The 1,271-nt window shown below is 62.2% G+C and carries 1 protein-coding gene and 1 pseudogene; both read right to left on the bottom strand.

Annotated features, from left to right (window positions below; genetic code table 11):
- Window positions 1–482: sugar phosphate nucleotidyltransferase (locus ACXJ7R_RS33255; protein ID WP_457155497.1), on the bottom strand; the 482-nt coding region annotated here is incomplete at its 3' end.
- A 27-nt stretch (window positions 483–509) separates the two neighbouring features.
- Window positions 510–1,271: pseudogene (locus tag ACXJ7R_RS33250) on the bottom strand (phosphomannomutase/phosphoglucomutase); the annotation flags it as partial.

Below are 1,271 nucleotides of genomic sequence, written 5' to 3'. Positions count from 1 at the left end.
ATGTAGCCATATCCGGTTTCGGGATGCGTCGGCTTGATGCCGAACACGATGATACTTCCTGCATCGGCGGCAGGCACGCCCGCCTCGACGGTTTCCCAGAATTGCGCTTCGGTCGAAATCTGATGGTCGGACGGGACCACCAGCACAAGCGTGTCGGCGCCATGTTCGGAGATCGTTTGCAGGGTGGCTATGGCGACCGCGGCGGCGGTATTGCGGCCGACCGGCTCGAAGATCGGTCTGCCGCCGTTCAGGCCGAGCGGAGCAATGTCCGAGATGACGCGGTCGGCATGCCGTTCGGACGCTATCAGGTAGATCGGCGTCTCACCGTCCGGCCGCGCCTTGAGGCGTCGAACAGTCTTCGCAAGCATGGAGCCGTCGCCCGAAAGGTCGTGGAATTGCTTGGGATTGTCTTCGCGCGAAAGCGGCCACAGCCGTGAGCCGACGCCCCCGCTCATGACGAAACTTACGATCCGGTCCGGCATGGTCCAATTCCTCTCAGCCAATACCCATCAGAATGTCTGGTTGTAGGCTCCGACCTCTGGATTGCGGCGCAGCACGGCATCGAGAGCCTCGAACATCTCGCGGCGTCGTTCCGACGAGACGGGGCTTTCCACCACGACGACAATCTCCGGTTTGTTCGACGAAGCCCTGACCAGACCCCATGTGCCGTCCTGGGCAACCACGCGCACCCCATTCACGGTGACGAGATTGGCCAGCGGCTGGCCGGCGAACTCGATCCCGTCCCCCTTCATTTTCGTGAATTCCCCGACAACTTTCGCGACCACGCCGTATTTCACCTCGTCCGGACAGTGGGGCGACATGGTCGGGGTGCCGAAGGTCAGCGGCAGATCGCGGTAAAGGTCGGCGAGTGTCTTACCCGGGTTGCGGTCGAGCATCTCGCAGACGGCGATCGCGGTCAGGAGCCCGTCGTCGTAGCCGCGTCCAATCGGCGGGTTGAAGAAGAAATGCCCCGACTTCTCGAAACCAGCGATGGCATGGAGTTCGGCAACACGCCTCTTAATGTAGGAGTGCCCGGTCTTCCAGTAATCCGTCCTTGCACCGTTCTGCAGGAGGACGGGATCTGTCATAAAAAGGCCCGTCGACTTGACGTCCACGACGAAGGCGGATTTCGGGTGCAGGCCGGAGATGTCTCGCGCCAGCATGACGCCGACCTTGTCCGCGAAAATCTCGTTGCCTTCGTTGTCGACCACGCCGCAGCGGTCGCCGTCGCCGTCGAAGCCGAGCCCGACATCGGCACCCGTCTCCAGAAC

The sequence above is a fragment of the Mesorhizobium sp. P5_C1 genome, assembly GCF_054049815.1.
Note: the sequence above shows the minus strand (reverse complement) of the source record. Positions and strands in the feature narration are given on the sequence as shown.